The sequence below is a fragment of the Streptomyces physcomitrii genome, assembly GCF_012273655.1.
GTDB classification, from domain to species: Bacteria; Actinomycetota; Actinomycetes; order Streptomycetales; family Streptomycetaceae; genus Streptomyces; species Streptomyces physcomitrii.
The window spans coordinates 253650-270819 of the sequence record NZ_JAAWWP010000002.1 but is presented as its reverse complement, the minus strand read 5'-3'; the positions used below and the strand labels follow the sequence as shown (position 1 = coordinate 270819).

The 17170-nt window shown below is 70.5% G+C and carries 13 protein-coding genes; 8 read left to right on the top strand and 5 right to left on the bottom strand.

Annotated features, from left to right (window positions below):
- Positions 1 to 579 precede the first annotated feature (579 nt).
- Positions 580 to 1491, bottom strand: coding sequence for a L,D-transpeptidase family protein (locus tag HFV08_RS04395; protein WP_168536058.1), 912 nt, complete (start codon positions 1489 to 1491; stop codon positions 580 to 582).
- An 824-nt stretch (positions 1492 to 2315) separates the two neighbouring features.
- Here HFV08_RS04395 and leuE point away from each other — a divergent pair.
- On the top strand, positions 2316 to 2975 hold the full coding sequence (gene leuE, locus HFV08_RS04390; RefSeq protein ID WP_168536056.1) for a leucine efflux protein LeuE: 660 nt from the start codon (positions 2316 to 2318) through the stop codon (positions 2973 to 2975).
- 139 nt (positions 2976 to 3114) lie between these two features.
- Here leuE and HFV08_RS04385 read toward each other — a convergent pair whose 3' ends face one another.
- Positions 3115 to 4617, bottom strand: coding sequence for an FAD-dependent monooxygenase (locus tag HFV08_RS04385; RefSeq protein ID WP_168536054.1), 1503 nt, complete (start codon positions 4615 to 4617; stop codon positions 3115 to 3117).
- A gap of 249 nt (positions 4618 to 4866) precedes the next feature.
- Here HFV08_RS04385 and HFV08_RS04380 point away from each other — a divergent pair, with 249 nt between their 5' ends.
- Positions 4867 to 5478: a TetR/AcrR family transcriptional regulator C-terminal domain-containing protein gene (locus tag HFV08_RS04380; RefSeq protein ID WP_312885374.1), complete on the top strand. Its 612-nt coding sequence runs from the start codon at positions 4867 to 4869 to the stop codon at positions 5476 to 5478.
- A 228-nt stretch (positions 5479 to 5706) separates the two neighbouring features.
- On the opposite strand, the gene HFV08_RS04375 is transcribed toward HFV08_RS04380, so the two are convergent.
- From HFV08_RS04375 to HFV08_RS04365, 3 genes are read right to left on the bottom strand one after another with little or no spacing between them, the layout of a single operon-like run.
- Positions 5707 to 6858: an acyltransferase family protein gene (locus HFV08_RS04375; RefSeq protein WP_168536052.1), complete on the bottom strand. Its 1152-nt coding sequence runs from the start codon at positions 6856 to 6858 to the stop codon at positions 5707 to 5709.
- Positions 6855 to 8213 (bottom strand): polysialyltransferase family glycosyltransferase, encoded by a 1359-nt coding sequence (locus HFV08_RS04370; RefSeq protein WP_168536050.1) that lies wholly within the window; start codon positions 8211 to 8213, stop codon positions 6855 to 6857. The genes HFV08_RS04375 and HFV08_RS04370 overlap by 4 nt, the downstream gene beginning before the upstream one ends.
- Positions 8210 to 9187: a glycosyltransferase family 2 protein gene (locus HFV08_RS04365; RefSeq protein WP_168536048.1), complete on the bottom strand. Its 978-nt coding sequence runs from the start codon at positions 9185 to 9187 to the stop codon at positions 8210 to 8212. Before HFV08_RS04365 ends, HFV08_RS04370 begins: the two co-directional genes overlap by 4 nt.
- Before the next feature lie 198 nt (positions 9188 to 9385).
- Here HFV08_RS04365 and HFV08_RS04360 point away from each other — a divergent pair, with 198 nt between their 5' ends.
- From HFV08_RS04360 to HFV08_RS04335, 6 genes are all read left to right on the top strand, one after another.
- Positions 9386 to 10705, top strand: a complete 1320-nt coding sequence (locus tag HFV08_RS04360; RefSeq protein WP_168536046.1) for a DUF6716 putative glycosyltransferase — start codon at positions 9386 to 9388, stop codon at positions 10703 to 10705.
- A 68-nt stretch (positions 10706 to 10773) separates the two neighbouring features.
- Positions 10774 to 12090, top strand: coding sequence for an N-acylneuraminate cytidylyltransferase (locus HFV08_RS04355; protein ID WP_168536044.1), 1317 nt, complete (start codon positions 10774 to 10776; stop codon positions 12088 to 12090).
- A 13-nt stretch (positions 12091 to 12103) separates the two neighbouring features.
- A complete protein-coding gene (locus tag HFV08_RS04350) occupies positions 12104 to 13015 on the top strand; it encodes an N-acetylneuraminate synthase family protein (protein WP_168536042.1) in 912 nt (303 codons plus the stop codon).
- Positions 13016 to 13039: 24 nt separating this feature from the next.
- Positions 13040 to 14218 (top strand): hypothetical protein, encoded by a 1179-nt coding sequence (locus tag HFV08_RS04345; RefSeq protein WP_168536040.1) that lies wholly within the window; start codon positions 13040 to 13042, stop codon positions 14216 to 14218.
- Between the two features lie 186 nt (positions 14219 to 14404).
- A complete protein-coding gene (locus HFV08_RS04340) occupies positions 14405 to 15712 on the top strand; it encodes an amidohydrolase (RefSeq protein WP_168536543.1) in 1308 nt (435 codons plus the stop codon).
- Positions 15713 to 16044: 332 nt separating this feature from the next.
- Positions 16045 to 17097, top strand: coding sequence for a BMP family lipoprotein (locus tag HFV08_RS04335; protein WP_168536038.1), 1053 nt, complete (start codon positions 16045 to 16047; stop codon positions 17095 to 17097).
- The last annotated feature ends 73 nt before the right edge of the window (positions 17098 to 17170 follow it).

The following is a 17170-nucleotide window of genomic DNA, read 5'->3' as shown; positions in this document are numbered from 1 at the left end:
CCTTGCCCTGGGGTGAGGAGAGAGTGGGTGAAGCCGCCCACTTCGCTTCGGTCCACTCACTCAGCGTGAGGTATCCGGTGCTGAGCAGTCCATTTCCGGTCGGCTCTCACCCTGTGTGCAATATGCCAGGAGCATATTCGATTGAAGGTGTGACGTTTTTCGGCGCCGGGGCGCAGTACAGAGTGAGCCGACTGGTCATCGGCCGCGCACGAGCCCGGGTTCCCCCCGTACCCGAGGTTCAGTGCCAACCGGCGCGGGTGGGACACGTTCCCCCGGTCCCACCCGCGCCGCATTCTCTTCCTCGCCGAGCGGTTCCGCTCCTCTGGTGAGGTCGGCCCGCTCGGCCGGGCTTCCGCCTCTTCGGGATCCTCCCGGGCTCCTTCGCCAGGAGACGCCCCCGGTCGGGACGGTGCCCCGGTCGGACACACGCCGCCCGACGCGCGGACGAACTGTCCCGTACCTTCCGGTGACGTCCGCCCTGCCGGTGTCCTCGGCTCGTTTCCGGTCCCGGACACCGATCCGGCCCGGGCGAAGGGGAGTTCCCCTCCGCGCGGGCCGGATCGGTCCCTGTCCCCGGGGCTACTTGTAGACGACGACCTTGTCGCCGGTCTTCACCTGGTCGAAGAGCGCGGCGATCTTCTTCTTGTCGCGGACGTTGACGCAGCCGTGCGAGGCACCGCTGTAGCCGCGGGCTGCGAAGTCGGACGAGTAGTGCACGGCCTGGCCGCCGCTGAAGAAGAGCGCGTACGGCATCGGGGTGTCGTAGATCGTCGACACATGGTCCCGCGACTTCCAGAAGACGCTGAACAGGCCCTCGCGGGTGGGCGTGTACTGCGAGCCGAAGCGCACGTCCATGGCCGAACGCACCTTGCCGTTGACCATCCACTGCAGGGTCCGGCTGGACTTGCTGATGCAGAGCACCCGGCCCTTCAGGCACCGGGGGTCCGGCTTCGCGGGCGGCAGGGTGGTCGGCGGGTACAGGGCGTCCTGGCCGGGGGTGTCGCTCAGGTCCTGGATCTTGTTCCAGGTCTTGAGGTCGGTGTTCCCGGTACGGGGCAGACCGTGTGCGCTCTGGAAAGCGCCGACCGCGTTGGCGGTGATCGGGCCGTAGAAGCCGGTGGGCGCGAGGCCGAAGTGCTTCAACTGCCGCAGCCGCGCCTGGAGCTCACGTACCTTCGCGCTCGTGGTGCCCTGCGCGATCACGATCACGGGCTTCGCCGCCACCGGCCGCACCGCGGCGGCCTGCTGCGTCGGCGCCTTCGCCGCGGTCGCGGGCTTCTCGGGCCGGGCGGCGGCCGGCTTCTGCGCCGCCGGTTTCTGTACGGCCGGCTTCTGGACCTCGGGTTGCTGTGTCTTCTTCGCGGCGGTGGTCGGCGAGGTGTGCGCCTTGGGCGCCTCGCCCTTCGCATCGACCGCCTGCGCGGTGCACCCGGTGACCACGGCGAGAGCCGCTGCGGCCGCGAGTGACCGTTGTATGACGGGTGCGCGCATAAAAGCCCCCATGTCCTGGGTTGTTGTTCCCTGTCACGAATATCCGAAAAGGCACTCCCGGTGGGCTGTTGCCCGCCGTTCCTGCCCGGGCTTCGGTGCCCGAAGGCGTCGGCATACGCCGACTCCCCCTCCCGGGTGTACGACAGAGAAGATGCTTCCCAGCCGTTGATGGTTGCGAACTCTTCACAGCTCTTCGATGTGAGACTGGCGCGTTTACGGGACCGGAGGGGCGATCCCGCCGGATCCCGCCACGGCAAGCGTGCCGGACCCGCACCGCCTGCACCGCCGCGCGGGACCCCAACGGGCTTGCCCTGGGAGCCCGTTGGGACGGGCGCGGCATCCAGAGGTCCCACCAGCCCCTTTGCGCTCACGCGAGAGAGATAGCGTCGGCAAAGTTTTCGGCAAGCGCGCTTCCCTTCCTCTTCTGCTGTCTCCTCTCGACTCATCCCTGACCGCCCCTGGTCACCCTTGGGCGGGTGGCCGGGGTCATTCCCCGTGAGCGACGGTTTTCGGCAAGGCGCACCGCCAGACGGCGTCGCCAGGCGGCAGGCGTCCAGCTCACCCCAGCTCACCGCCCAGCAGCCTGAGGTGAACCTGGTCTGCCCGTGTCGCCGGGAGGCCGAGGCGGGCGAGCGCGTCGTGGTCGACGCCAACTGCTTCGCCCTCGACGCCGAGGAGTTCCGCACGCGGCTCAGGGCCCCGGCAACGTCCTCCACCCGAGGAAGGCCGCCCGCCCTCGGCGCCTGTCTCGCCCGCGCTCCTCCTTCTGTCCGGCAATCGGACAAAAGGGCAAACCCCCGGACGGGCGTGCGAGACTCCGCCTCATGCTGGGTGTCACCGATCTGCCGACCTACCTCGTCGGCCTTCTCGTCATCGTCCTCCTCCCTGGACCCAACTCGCTCTACGTTCTCTCCGTCTCCGCCCGGCGCGGTGTCCGTGCCGGGTACACCGCGGCGGCCGGAGTGTGGTGCGGGGACACCGTGTTGATGACCCTCTCCGCAGCCGGGGTGGCCTCGCTGCTCCAGGGGAACGCCTTCCTCTTCAGCATCGTGAAGTACGCCGGTGCGGGCTACCTCACGTGGCTTGCGGTCGGCATGGTGCGGACGGCCTGGAGCATGTGGCGCTCACGCCACCGGCAGGCGGAGGCGGAGGCGGAGAGCGAGGACGGGGCGGCCCCCGCGGGTGAGCGACCCTTCCGCAGGGCCTTCGTCGTCAGCCTGCTCAACCCGAAGGCGATCCTCTTCTTCGTGGCGTTCTTCGTGCAGTTCGTCGATCCCGGCTATGCCTATCCCGCACTCTCCTTCGTGATCCTGGGCGCGTTCGCGCAGGCCGCCAGCTTCCTCTACCTGAGCGCCCTGATCTTCAGTGGCACCCGGCTCGCCTCCGCCTTCCGCCGCCACAAGGGCCTCTCGGCCACGGCGACCTCCGCGGCGGGTGCGGTCTTCCTGGGCTTCGCGGTCAAGCTGTCTCTCGCGAGCGCCTGAGCGGTTCCGGTCGGTTGTTCCTGCGGTTTCTGCGGTGTGGTGATTCCTTTGGCCGTGGTGGCCGTGGTGGTCCCGGCGGTCGTGGCGGTACCGGCGGTCGTGGCGGTACCGGGCCCGGGTGCCGTCGGCCGCCGGGCGGTCAACCGCCGGTGACTGAGGTCAGATAGGCCTCCACCCCCTCCGCGGTCTCGCCCGCCCAAGCGAGGTAGCCGTCCGGCCTGATCAGGAAGACCCCGGTCCCGTAGGCCTCGTAGGCGGCCGCCCGGTGGGTCGTGACCGTGTCCGGGTCGAGCCGGGGCAGCGGGCAGTCCGTGCCGAGGGCCAGCAGGGTCCAGTGCGGGCCGCGGAAGAGGTCGAAGAGGCGGGTGCCGCCCGGGTTGCCGTCCGGGGCCCGGTCACCCGCCCGCAGTGCCTCCGGGGCCAGGCCGGTGCGGGTCTCCACCGACAGGGGCGAGTCCTGGTACCCGAGATCGAGTTGCCGGAACTCCCGCCCCCGCTGGACGGTCATGGTCCCGCCCTTGGCGACAGTGGCCCGGTGGGTACGGGTGGACAGCCCCAGCATCCCGGCGGCTATGGGCCGGCGCTCCTCCTCGTAGGTGTCCAGAAGGGACTCCGGGGCACCCTCTCGCAGCACCGCCGCCAGCTTCCAGCCCAGGTTGTAGGCGTCCTGGACGCTGGTGTTGAGCCCCTGGCCACCGACCGGCGAATGGACGTGTGCGGCGTCCCCGGCGAGGAAGACGCGCCCTTCGCGGAAGCGGTCCGCCAGCGCCGCCTTGGCCTGGAACTCCGAGGACCACTGCACCCGTACGACGTCCTCGGCGGTGAGGTGGGTGCGCTGGTCCACCAGCTTGACGACGCCGTCGGCCGAGGCGTCAGGTACGGCGTTCTCGTCGCCGTACCGCACCAGGACCTGGAAGGCGTTGCCCGGCGCGGGGAGCGGGCACATCGAGATGCCGTCGCCGCCCTCTCCTTCCCAGACGTGCCAGTGCTCGCGGTCCAGGGCTGCCCCCAGGGCGAGTTCGACGTCCGCGACCAGCAGGGGCCTCGGGTCCACCGTCTCGCCGGTCATCGGAATGCCGAGGGACCGGCGCACGGTGGAGCGGCCGCCGTCCGCCGCGACCGCGTAAGCGGCGCGCACCGTACGGGAGTCGCTCAGCCTCGCCCTGACACCCGAGGCGTCCTGGGTCAGCTCCTCCACCGCCACGCCGAACTCCACGTCACCACCCAGCTCGCGCAGGCGGGCGAAGAGGATCTCCTGGGTGCGTGCCTGCGGTATCAGCCAGCCGTTGGCGTACGGCACCTGCTCGGTGGCCTCGCCCCGCGGGGCCAGATGCCAGGTCTTGCCCGGCCGCCCGTCCTCCCAGAGCTGCATCGGCGGATAGAGGGAGCCCGCCGCGTGGATCCGCGGGAGGACGCCCAGGTCGTCGAGGATCTCCAGGGTGCGCGGCTGGAGTCCCTTGCCGCGTGACCCGGGGAAGAGGGTCTCCTGCCGCTCCGCCACCAGGCAGCGCACCCCGCGCCGGGTCAGATCCACGGCCAGCGCGAGCCCGGTGGGACCCGCGCCGACGATCAGCACCTCGGTGTCCTCGTCGGCGACCCCGGCCGCGCCTTCTCCTTGTGTGAAGACCGCTGTTGACGTCATCTCTCGCTCCTCTGTGCGTGCTCGTCTGCTCACCCAACGTGCCTTAACGGCGTTAAGCTCCGCCGAGGCCGAGATTGCCTTAACGGTGTTAAGCTGTCAAGCGTGACTGAGCGGGAAAGGGATTCCGGGGCCCGGAGCGGTGCGGGCAGAGGCGCGAAGTCCCCGGCGGCGCAGGCCGAAGGCGCCACGCGGGGGCCTGGTGCCGGGAAGCGGGCCAAGACGGAGAAGGCGCGGATAGACAAGACCCGGGTGGCCGACACCGCACTGGATCTGCTGAACGACGTCGGGCTCGAAGGCCTGACGCTGCGCGCGATCGCCAAGGAGCTCGACGTCCAGGCGCCCGCGCTCTACTGGCACTTCAAGAACAAGCAGGCGCTGCTCGACGAGATGGCGACGGAGATGTACCGGCGGATGGTCGTCGACATCGTCTACGAGCCGGCCGCGGGCTGGCAGGGCCATCTCCGGGAGTCCAACCACGGACTGCGCCAGTCACTGCTGCGCTATCGCGACGGTGCGAAGGTGTTCAGCGGCTCCCGCTTCACCGGGGATCAGCACGGCGAGGGGATGGAGGCCGAGCTCGGCTATCTCCTGCGGGCCGGGTTCACCTTGCAGCAGGCGGTGCGCGCGAGCACCACGGCCTTCCTGTTCACCATCGGTTTCGTCACCGAGGAGCAGGGTGTCAGCCCGCTGCCGGGCGAGCGCCGGGAAGGCTTCGACCTTGAGGAGCGTACGGCCATGCTGGCGGACTACCCGCTGGCCGCCGCGGCCGGTCCCGAGCTCTTCGACCGCTACGAGGAGCGCTTCGACGAGGGGCTCGACCTGATCATCGCGGGTATCGAGACGCGGTACGGAATCCACTGAGCGGGCGGATGCCCGTGAACAACTCCGCGCCTCGCGGCGGAAGTTGCCGCTCTGTCCCACGATCGGGTGAACACGGGAGGATTCTCCCCACAGCCGGGCTCAATGGTGCACAGTGGGCCCGCGAGGAAATGTCGGGCCGGTGTCCGGTTCGGTTCCCGGCCTCGCGTGCGGGTGCGCGCACGGTGGTGGCGGGGAGCACAGGGGGAGTGGGGACGGAGGGGGCAGGACTCAGCGGCGTGGAGCCAGGGCCGAGCGCAGCCTCGGAGTCGCCCAGTCCTCGACGAACCGGTTCAACAGCCAGGCAAGCAGCAGCATCGAGCCGATCGCGAGCCCCAGAGTGGCGTACGAGGGCAGACCGATCCGCTGATGCAGAACATCCACGGCAACCCAGCCGAGGTGCTCGTGCACCAGGTAGAAGGGATAGGTGAGTGCGCCGGCGACAGTCAGCCAACGCCAGTGGGCCCAGTTCATCGCGCCGAGGGCGATGGCGCCGACAGCCAGGAATCCGAGCGTGACGACCAGAATGATGCCCACCGAGGAGCGGTTGGAGAAGTAGTCCGGATTCGGCGGATGCCACAGCCGGTCCACCGCGTAGTGCTGGCCTATCAGCCAGCTGACACCGACTATGCCCCAGCCGATGGCATCGCGGCGGTTGCGGTGCAGCAGGTAGAGGCCGATACCGCCGATGAAGAACGGCGCGTACTCGGGCATGAGCACGAGGTCGAGCAGCGGTTCGTTCGCGGCCTCGGCTATGGCCGCCGCGAGCGTCCAGCCCGCACAGAAGAGGATGACGCGCTGCCGGGTGGCGCCCGGAAGGACAATGCACAGCGCGAACAGGGCATAGAAGCGGACCTCCGCCCACAGCGTCCAGCAGACACCGAGGACGCGGTCCACCCCGAGCGGCTGCTGCATCATGGTGAGGTTCAGCAGTGCGTCGCTCGGCGAGACCGCCTTATAGGCGATGGTCGGCAGCGCGAAGACCGCGGTGACCAGGATGATCGCCGCCCAGTAAGCGGGCAGCAGGCGCGAGGCGCGCGAGGCGAAGAAGGACCGCAGCGGGCGGCCCCAGCCGCTCATACAGATGACGAAGCCGCTGATGACAAAGAAGATCTGGACGCCGAGGCAGCCGTAGGCGAAGAACTCGTGGGCCGTCGGGAACTGCAGTCTGCTGGACGTGCCCCAGGCCTCGGAGATCTCCCCGTCACGTCCGCCGTAGTGGTAGAAGGCCACCATCAGGGCGGCGATCAGACGCAGTCCGTCCAATGCCCGCAGCCGGGGCGGGTGTTTGACCGGCTTGGGCTGTACCGGCCCCACTGCCCCGGGCGTCACCCCGGGAAGCTCCTTCGCCGCTGTGCCCGGGTCTGTGCTCGGGGCTGTCATCCGAGAGCTGCCCGCTTGAAGGAGCGCGCACGGCGGGCGACGCGGCGCACGGTGGCATTGCGCGGGATGAAGGCGAGTTGCTGGGGCACCGCGCCGGGAAGCGCCAGGGAGGTCAGGCGGCGGCGCTTGAAGTAGCGCCAGGTGTGGGCGTCGAGGTGGCGCGAGAGGTAGCGCTCGGCGGCGGGGCGCAGGCTCGGATAGATCTTCGCCTGCATCGCGAATCCGACGGCGACGATCAGCTCGCTCAGTTCGGCGACGGACATGCCGGAGGACTGCGTGCCGGAGGACTGGGCCTGCACCGCGCTCTTGTCGGTGAGTTCGGGCAGCAGGGCGTCCACGATGGTGACGGGGACGCGGTTGCTGTTCTGGTAGGGCGCGAGCCGGTCGAGCAGCGTGGTGGTGCCGAGGCGTGCGACCGGGATGTCGTAGAAGGTCTGGGCGGTGAGAAGGGCGGTGGAGAAGCAGCCCGCGACCAGGGCGGGGCGCATGCGCTGGTACAGCACCTCGGCGAGCACGGGCGAGTCGACGACGGTGAGTTCGACGCCGAGCTGCTCGGCCTCGCGTTCCAGGGTGCGGGACCAGCGGGCGGGGGCGCTCGGGTGCGGCTTGAAGACGATCTGGTGGTGGCCGAGGGCGGCGGCACCGCGTACGAGCCGGACGTGGAGGTCCTCTTCCTCCTCCGCGGTGAGGATGTCGAGGGCGGAGAGGTACTGGCCCAGAAGCAGTGCGGGGGAGGTGAGTCGGGGGAGGCCGGCGGTCGAGGAGGGGTCGTCGCCGAGTTCGCCGAGGACCTTCAGGAAGACCTCGGTGGGGATGATCTCGGGTGCGACACCGAACTCGGTCAGCAGCATCGGCTTCAGTCCGGGGACCAGGTCCAGGTGGAGCAGCCTGCGGACGCGTGAACCGACCAGCGGGTCGATCTTGTTGCGAGTGGGTCCGTAGCTCATCAGGCCGTCCGCGTAGACGTCCAGCGGGGCGCCCATGAAGATCTGGGCGAGCCCGAGGGCCGGGTTGACCTGGATGGACTCCAGGGCCAGCTCGACCGGGTCGTCACCGAGGTTCCAGGCGAGCCGCAGATGCCGCTCCCAGAGCGGGACGTCGTCGGCGCGCGGGGACCAGCCGCCGGGGTGGAAGGGGGTGATGGTCTCGTTCCAGGAGAGCACCTCGTCGAAGCGGTCGCGCAGCTTCGCGAAGCCGGGCATCTCGTCGACGGACGGGGTGACTTCGGGCGTCGCTGCGTTGTTGGAGACCAGCAGGATGCGCCGGTCGGCCGGGGCGAAGCAGTCGGCGTCGAGGGCCGCGGCGAGCGTGGCCGTGCCGTAGAGAGTGGAGGCGAAGAAGATCTGGGTGGTCACGCCGCGACCCCCGAGGAGGCCGGGCGGCGGCGCAGTCGGCGCAGCCGGGTGGCGCGCTGGACGTCCATCGAGTCCAGGGCCTCGTCCAGGACGTCCTGCGGCATGCGCCGCAGTGCCGCAGCGCTCAAGGCTTTCAGTTTCCGCGCCACGGGAGGTTCGAACCTTTCGATGGAGCCCAGGTGGTGGGAGATGATCGCGCAGTAGGTGCGGACGGCCTTGGGAAGGAGCTTCGCGGCCTCGCGGTCCTTCGCGGTCTCCTCGACCACCTGGTCGAACGCGCGGATGAAGTCGAGCTGGCGGACGTCGCCGATCTGGGTCAGCGAGGAGGCCACACCGCGGCGGTAGTACACGCCGAGCAGCCCCACCGCGGCGAAGCTCTCCGCCTCGCGGTGCAGCTTCCAGATCCAGGGCCGGTCCTCGGCGGTGCGCAGCCCGTCCGTGAAGTGCAGCAGCCCCGAGTCGACGAGGCGCCGGTGGTAGATCCCCGCCCAGGCGAAGGCGTAGTCGACGGAGGTGGAGCGGTCCGCGGGGAGGATGACCTCGCGCGGGCTCATCACCTCGCCCCGCCGCCCGTGCGGGACCCGGTGGATGCTGCGGGCCCGCGCGGTGCACTGCACATGGTCGGTGCGCAGGAAGTCGCAGCCCAAGTCCTCGATGGCGGCGACGAGTTGGGCGTAGTAGCCGGGGGCCAGCCAGTCGTCGCCGTCCAGGAAGGTCAGGTACTCGCCGCTCGCGGCGTCGATGCCCGTGTTGCGGGCGGTCGCGAGTCCGCCGTTCTGTTCGTGTCTGAGCAGGCGCGCGCCCGGCAGCTCGCGCTCTGCGCGCGCGAGGATGTCCGGGGTCTCGTCGCGCGAGCAGTCGTCGACGAGGAGGAACTCGAAGTCCTCGCGGGCGTTGGCCTGCAAGGATTTGAGGGTGTCGGGCGCGTATTGCTGCACGTTGTAGAACGGCACGATGACGGAGAGCTTAGCCACGTAGAGGACGGTAGGCCCCCGGGCCGAGCCTGTCGCGTACCTGGGTGAGATGTCAGATGAACGACACGTGCCAGATCGGTAAACCTAGGGGGGTTTTGCGCCGACTCGCGGCCGATTTTCGGCCCGTTGACCCACTGTTAACCGTTTGTTGCCCCGAGATTCGGGCAGGGCTTCATCTTGCTTCCTACTGTCTGAGGCGTGCCAGGAAGTACCACCACCTCCCAGTCCTCTCTGCGGGTCGCCGTGCTCGCGGATTCCGATACTCGGTGGAAATGGGGCGCCCTCACCGCGCACCGCATCGTGACGGACAGCAGGCTCAGCGGCTTCCTCCTGCGTGGGCGGGCCACCCCGACTCCACGCCAACTCCAGGAAGTTGGTGTCACCGCGGACTCGCTCGCCGAGGTCACGGCGGTCGAGTTCCTCAAGGAGATGGAACGCGACGCGGAGGAGTACGACGTCGTCGTGCTCGCCCTCGTCGGCGGAGCCGTCCAGGCCATGCTGCACGGACTGGCCCGCGCCTGGAAGGGTCGTGCAGAACGTCCGGTGGTCGTCACCGGTTATGTAGGCGTGGTCTACGAAAAGCTCGCCGACGGTCTGCTGCTGCGGCACGGCGCCGACCTGGTACTCGCCAACTCCCGCCAGGACGCGGAGCGTTTCCGCGCCGTCTACCGGGGGGTGGGCGCCGACGCCTCCGGCGTCACCGAGACCGCGCTGCCCTTCCTCGGCGGCGCGGAGTACACCAGGAGCGATCCGTACACCGTGGTCTTCGCGGCTCAGCCGTCCGTCCCGGACAACCGCAGGGACCGCATGTACCTCCTCGAACGGATGGTGCAGCACGCCAGGCTGCACCCCGAGCGCGAGGTGCTGCTCAAGCTGCGCAGCCGCCCCGGTGAGCACACCACGCACATCGAGGAGCTGCCGTACCAGCGGCTCGCACAGCGGATCGAAGGGGGACTTCCGTCCAACTTCCGCCTGGTGTACGGCAATATGGGGGAAGTTCTCGACCGTACCGACCTCCTGGTGACCGTCAGTTCCACCGCCGCGCTCGAATCGCTGCACCGGCGTATCCCGACCGTCGTCCTCACCGACAACGGAGTGCGCGAGGCGCTCGGCAACCACCACTTCATCGGCTCCGGATGCCTGGCCTCCTGGGACGAGCTGGACGCCGGGCACCGGCCCGTGCCGGATCCGGTGTGGGTCTCCCGGCAGGGCGTCGCCGCCGAGGGGGGGTACGAGCGGGCCTTCGACGAGGCCCGCGACCGGGTCCGGGAACTGCTCACCGCCGACTCCCTGCCACCGATCAGCCCCTACTACACCCTCGCCACCGCGCCTGGTTATCTGCCGGGCATCCTCGCCCGGCACCACCTGGACCGGGACGGTTCGCCGCTGCCCGGTGCCCCCGGGGCCGACAAGGACCCGGGTCCGGTACGGCAGATCGTGCGCCGGGCGGCCCGTGGCGCGTATCGCCACGGCGTACAGCGCGTGGCTCCCGTCATCCGTCGTATGGGTGAGCTGTGAACACGCCCGGCGACCAGGCCGCCCCGCCCGCCGGCGGTCCGCACCGACTGCCCCCCGAAGGAGCATCCATGACCCACCAGGAAGCGGGTTCGGCTGCGCCGGCACGCCGTGTGCTCGCGGTGATCCCCGCCCGTGGCGGATCCAAGGGCGTGCCCGCGAAGAACCTCGCCCCGGTCGGCGGCGCGCCCCTGGTCGCCCGCACCGTGCGGGAGTGCCGCGCCGCCCGCCTGGTCACCGATGTCGTGGTCTCCACGGACGACCAGTCCATCGCCGCCGCGGCCCGCGAGGCCGGTGCCGAGGTGGTGATCCGCCCGGCGGCCATCGCGGGCGACACCGCCACCAGCGAGGCGGCCGTCCTGCACGCCATGGACGCCCACGAGGAGCTGCACGGCGCGCGGGTGGACGTGGTCCTCCTGGTGCAGTGCACCAGCCCCTTCATCCTGCGCGAGGACATCGACGGCGTGGTCGGGGCCCTGGTGGAGGGCGGCGCCGACACCGCGCTGACCGTCGCCCCCTTCCACGGCTTCGTCTGGCGCGACTCCGCCGACGAGCCCGCGGGCATCGCCGCCGAACAGGACGGGCGGGGCGAGCGGGAGGAGCGGGCGACGAGCGGGGGCGGCACCACCCGGCTCGCCAACTCGACCGCCACCGAAGGCGGTTACGGCGTCAACCACGACAAGTCCTTCCGGCCGCGCCGCCAGGACCGCCCGCAGGACCTCCTGGAGACCGGCGCCGCCTACGCCATGGACGCGCTCGGTTTCCGCAAGCACAACCACCGCTTCTTCGGGCACACCGAACTCGTGCGCACCGACCCCGCACGCGTCCTGGAGATCGACGACCCGCACGACCTGGCCCGCGCCCGCGCGCTGGCCCCGCTCTTCGACGCGGAGCGGCCCGGCGCGCTGCCGGCCCGCTCGGACGTGGACGCGGTCGTCCTCGACTTCGACGGCACCCAGACCGACGACCGGGTGCTGATCGACTCCGACGGAAAGGAGTTCGTCTCCGTGCACCGCGGCGACGGACTCGGCATCGCGGCCCTGCGCAAGGCGGGCCTGCGGATGCTCATCCTCTCCACGGAGCAGAATCCGGTCGTCGCCGCTCGCGCACGGAAGCTCCGGATCCCCGTGCTGCACGGCATCGACCGGAAAGACCTCGCACTGAAGCAGTGGTGCGAGGAACAGGGCATCGCGCCCGAGCGCGTGCTCTACGTCGGCAACGACGTCAACGATCTGCCGTGCTTCAGCCTCGTCGGCTGGCCGGTAGCGGTTGCGAGCGCACACGACGTGGTGCGCGGAGCCGCACGCGCCGTCACCACCCTGCCCGGTGGTGACGGCGCCATCAGAGAGATTGCCGCCTGGATTCTCGGCCCCTCCCTCGATAGCTAAGGAAAGTACCATCATGAGCTCCAACACCCGCCTGCGCAGCTTCGGTTCCCGCACCGCCGGACCGGGCCAGCCCGTGTACGTGACCGGCGAGATCGGCATCAACCACAACGGCGAGCTCGACAACGCCATCAAGCTGATCGACGTGGCCGCCGCCGCCGGCTGCGACGCCGTCAAGTTCCAGAAGCGCACCCCGGAGATCTGCACCCCGCGCGACCAGTGGGACATCGAGCGCGACACCCCCTGGGGCCGGATGACCTACATCGACTACCGGCACCGCGTCGAGTTCGGCGAGGAGGAGTACCGCTCCATCGACGAGCACTGCAAGGAGCGCGGGATCGCCTGGTTCGCCTCCCCGTGGGACACCGAGGCCGTCGCCTTCCTGGAGAAGTTCGACCTCCCGGCGCACAAGGTGGCCTCCGCCTCGCTCACCGACGACGAGCTGCTGCGCGCCCTGCGTGCCACCGGCCGGACCGTCATCCTGTCCACCGGCATGTCCACCCCGAAGCAGATCCGGCACGCCGTCGAGGTGCTCGGCAGCGACAACATCCTGCTCTGCCACGCCACTTCGACCTACCCGGCCAGGGCCGAGGAGCTGAACCTGCGGGTGATCAACACCCTCCAGGACGAGTACCCGAACGTCCCGATCGGCTACTCCGGCCACGAGCCCGGACTGCAGACCACGCTGGCCGCCGTCGCCCTCGGCGCCGCCTTCGTCGAGCGCCACATCACCCTGGACCGCACCCTGTGGGGCTCCGACCAGGCCGCCTCGGTGGAACCGCAGGGCCTGGAGCGCCTGGTCCGCGACATCCGCGTCATCGAGACCGCCCTCGGCGACGGTGTCAAGAAGGTCTACGAATCGGAGCTGGGCCCGATGAAGAAGCTGCGCCGCGTCCCCGGTGTCGTCGCCGAGGCCGAGCAGGGCTGACGGCCGGGTAGCAGCCACACACCGATGAGTTCCCGCGTCGGGCCGCACGGCGGCCCCACCCTCGCCTTCGTCGAGAGCCCCGTCCAGCTGCTGAACGTCCTGGAGTGGGCGCACACAGTGGTGCCCAGCACGCTCGACGACCGCCCGCGCCCGGCCACGCCCCCCGCGGGCGTGGCGGGGCCGGACGGCAGCCCGGCCGGGAACCCACCGGTGACCCCTCCCTACGAGGACTTCACCGTCGTCGTCCTCTCCCCGCTCGACCCCATGACCCGCGGCCAGCTGCGGCGCATGGCGGAACTCGCCAGCAGCGAGGGCTGCACGGTCCGCTGGGAGGAGGCGCGCGGCGGTGCGAGCGCGCCCTTCCAGACCATCGGCGGGCTGACCCCGCTGCTGCGCCAGGCCGAGCGGATCGTCATCGGCGACCCCTTCTCGCGCTATGTGCAGCTGCTGCTGACCCTGACCAAGGTCCGGGACATCGTGGTGGTGGACGACGGCACCGCGACCATGGAGTTCATCACCCAGCTCGCCGAGGGGCAGCGGCTGGTGCGCTGGCACCGCAGGGGCGGCCGTCCCAGCCCGCGCGATCTGGCCTTCGGTCCGGTCTCGCGGGCGGCGCGGCGCCGGCTCACCCCGGGCGAGGGGCGCCGTGTCGAGGTCTTCTCCTCGATGCCGATCGACTCCGCCCCCGAGGGCGTGCACCTGAGCGCCAACGACTTCGGCTGGACCCGCTCCCGCTTCGGACCGCCCCGCCTCACCCAGGGCGCCGACCTGGTCGGCACCTCCCTGGTGGAGACCGGGGTGGTGGACCTGGACCGCTATCTGGTGGCGGTGGCCGAGCTGAGCGCCGCCCACCGGGCCACCCGCTACTTCGCGCACCGCCGCGAGAGCACCGAGAAGCTGCACCGGCTCTCCGCCGAGACCGGCCTGGAGATCGTCCGCCCGGACCTGCCGCTCGAACTGATCGCCCGGCGTGGCCCGATCGGGCGTACGATCCTCAGCTTTCCCTCGACCGTGGTGCACACCCTGCCGCTGGCCCTCGCGGGCACCGAGGTGCGGGTCGCGGTCTGCGACATCGACCCCGCCTGGCTGACCGCGCACGCCTCGCCCCGCGCGCAGGGCTTCCTCTCCGGGGTGACCGGCAGCGCCCGGGACGTCCAGCGGCTCGGCCCGGCCCCGGCCTCACCCGGCACAGCCGCGGGATGACGCTCCGTACGCACCGGATCGGGCCACGGACCGAACGTCCGTGAGGCAAACCAGACGACATACCCGCCGTATGTGGTGATCACGCCTGCGGCGGGGAAATTTCTCTGACCAATACGGCTGAAGAATCGTTCCACGCCACTCGGAGGCCCCCTTCGGCGCCGTATCCTGCCAAGGGTGAGCCACGTGATGCCGTACGAGTCAGAAGGTGACCTGCCCGAGGCGGAACCGCTGTCGGGGCTGCTCGGACTGCCGGGCCTGCCCGGGCTGCTCGGTGAGGAGCTCTTCGCCGAGCTGGTCGCCTTCCGGCGTGACCTGCACATGCACCCCGAACTGGGCAACCAGGAGGTGCGCACCACCGCCGCGCTCAAACACCGGCTGGAAAGAGCCGGTCTCAAGCCGCACGTCCTGAGCATGGGCACCGGCCTCATGTGCGACATCGGGGACATGGCCACCCAGTCCGGCGCCGGGGCGCCCCTGGACGGCATCGAGACCGAGCTGGGCGCGGGCGGGGCGCGGCGGATGCTCGCGCTGCGCGCCGACATCGACGCGCTGCCCATCCCGGACACCAAGACGGGCTGCGCCTACCGCTCCACCGAGCCCGGCCGCGCGCACGCCTGCGGACACGACGTGCACACCGCGGTGGTGCTCGGCGCCGGTCTCGTCCTCGCCGAGCTGGACCGCAGGGGCGAACTCCCGCACCCGGTGCGGCTGATCTTCCAGCCCGCCGAGGAGGTGCTGCCCGGCGGCGCCCCGGACGCCATCGAATCCGGCGTCCTCGAAGGCGTCGGGCGGATCCTCGCGGTGCACTGCGACCCCAAGGTCGACGCCGGGAGGATCGGCCTGCGCCGCGGCGCCATCACCTCGGCCTGCGACCGCCTGGAGATCACCCTGGACGGCGCCGGCGGCCACACCGCCCGCCCGCACCTGACCACCGACCTGGTCACCGCCGCCGCCCGGGTCGCCACCGAGGTGCCCACCCTGGTCGGGCGCCGGGTGGACGCCCGCTCGGGCCTCGCGGTCACCTGGGGGCGCATCGAGTCCGGCCACGCCTGCAATGTGATCCCGCAGCACGCCGAGCTGTCCGGGACCGTGCGCTGCCTGGACCTGGACACCTGGCGGCAGGCGCCGGACCTGGTGCACGCGGCGGTCGACGAGATCGCGGGCATGTACCGGGCCAAGAGCCAGATCAACTACGTCCGCGGGGTGCCGCCCGTGGTCAACGAGACGGCCGCCACCGAGCTGCTGCGCCGGGCGATGACGGCACGCCGCGGCCCCGACGCGGTGGAGAGCACCACTCAGAGCCTCGGCGGCGAGGACTTCTCCTGGTATCTGGAGCGGGTCCCCGGCGCTATGGCCCGGCTCGGGGTGCGCCGCCCGGACGACCGCATCGCGCGCGATCTGCACCAGGGCGACTTCGACGCCGACGAGTCCGCGATCCGGGTCGGCGTGGAGCTGTTCACCGCGGCCGCCCTCCTCGACGGGCAGCAGCGCTGAGTGCTCTCTCGTGCACGGGGCGTCCCCGGGGTGGACCGGGGCGCCCCGCGGACCGGCTCCGGGACCGGATTCCGGGCCGGTTTCCGGCCACCGGCGAGAGGTTTTCCACAGGCCGTGCCGATGTCCGCCGACCGGCGTAGCCTGGCTCCGCCACCTCTCGTAGGTTGCGCGTTCAGGACCCGTTCGCGTCGATACGGTAACGGCTGCGAATAGGGTCTGGCGAGGAAATCTACGCGCGTTACGATGCGGCGAAACTCTGCGCCACTCGTCCGAGCGGCGCGCACCCTCAGAGCGCCGGCTAAGGCGCTTAGGTCAGGTCTAAGGAGCCTCCCTTGCGCCGGGTAGCGAAGATTTCTGCCGCGTGTATGGCCAGCGCCGCACTGGCACTTTCCGCCACCGCGTGTGGCAGCACATCCTCCGAGAAGGAGGACTCGGACTCCGACTCGGGCAAGGGCGGGGTCAAGGTCGGCCTGGCCTTCGACGTCGGCGGCCGGGGCGACCACTCCTTCAACGACTCCGCGGCCAGCGGCGCCGACAAGGCCAAGAAGGACCTCGGCGCCGAGCTGAAGGAGCTCACCGCCAAGACCTCGGACACCGAGGCCGACCGGGTCCAGAAGCTCACCGACCTCGCCGACGCCGGGTACAACCCGATCGTGGGCGTCGGCTTCGCCTACGCCGGTGCCGTCAACAAGGTCTCCGCGAAGTACCCGGACACCACCTTCGGCATCGTCGACTCGGTCGTGGACCAGAAGAACGTCGACAGCATCGTCTTCACCGAGGAGCAGGGCTCCTACCTCGCGGGTGTGGCCGCGGCGCTGAAGACCAAGAAGGACCACGTCGGCTTCATCGGGGGCAACGACAACCCGCTGATCAAGAAGTTCGAGGCGGGGTACGTCCAGGGCGTCAAGGACACCGACCCCAAGATCAAGATCGACCGCCAGTACCTCAGCCGCGGCAACGACACCTCCGGCTTCACCAGCCCGGACAAGGGCGAGTCGGCCGCCGAGGGCATGCTCGACCGGGGCGCCGACGTGGTCTACACGGCCGCGGGCAACTCCAACACCGGCGCCATCGAGGCCGCCGCGGGCGTCAAGGGCGCCTGGGCGATCGGCACGGACTCCGACCAGTACGCCGTCCCGGCGCTGGCCAAGTTCAAGCACGCGATCCTCTCCTCGATGCTGAAGAACGTCGACATCGGCGTCTACGACCTGGTGAAGTCCGTCAAGGACGGCAAGCCGAAGACCGGTGTCAGCTCCTACGCCCTCAAGGACAAGGGCGTGGCGCTGGCGACCTCCGGCGGGTACCTGGACGACATCAAGGCCAAGCTCGACGCGGCCGAGAAGAAGATCGTCGCCGGCGAGATCAAGGTCAAGACCACCCCGTGACACCGGTCGGGGGGGGGGCGGTGGGATGCCCCCCCCACCCGGCCGGGACCCCCCCCCGCCCGGGGGGGGCCCC